This is a genomic window from Corallococcus praedator (assembly GCF_003612125.1).
Lineage (GTDB): Bacteria > Myxococcota > Myxococcia > Myxococcales > Myxococcaceae > Corallococcus > Corallococcus praedator.
In genome coordinates, this window is sequence record NZ_RAWI01000885.1 from 1 (window position 1) to 486 (window position 486).

General features: G+C 53.3%; 1 protein-coding gene. It reads left to right on the top strand.

Translation table 11 applies throughout. The annotated features are described in order from the left end of the window. Window positions 1–476: recombination directionality factor (locus D7Y13_RS45440; protein WP_208734588.1), on the top strand; the 476-nt coding region annotated here is incomplete at its 5' end. Window positions 477–486 lie beyond the last annotated feature (10 nt).

Consider the following 486-nt stretch of genomic DNA (forward strand, 5'->3'; position numbering starts at 1 on the left):
TTACTAAACTCGTTCATCTGGGTGACGTGCCCGATATCGCCCAGCGTACAGAGGAGTTTTTACGGCAGGGGCTTCCACCCGATAAAGCAAAGTTAATCAACTGGCAGCCCACGCTGTATCTTCGGTTTATGATCCGGGACTTTCCAATGGTGGGCTACTGGCAGATCAGCACCCATGGTGGGCAGTCATCTATTCCCCAAATTACGGGGGTAGTCGATACCTGGAAAGGGTTATTGGGTAGCCTTTGCTTAGTTCCGTTTGTGCTGGTCATCAAGCGGGGAAAATCCGCTGACAAAGCCAAGCAGTTTTCGTATTTGAATTTGCTGCCCGCTTTCTCATTGGAGCAGGCCCGGCAAAGTGCCCTCGGTCGCGATGGGTCACTGACCCTGAATACGGCAACGCACTCACCGACTGCGCTCGCAACTGAACCAGTCGTAACACTACTCTCCGCTGGTGAGGAAGTGGCCGACGCCTGAAATTTCGGAC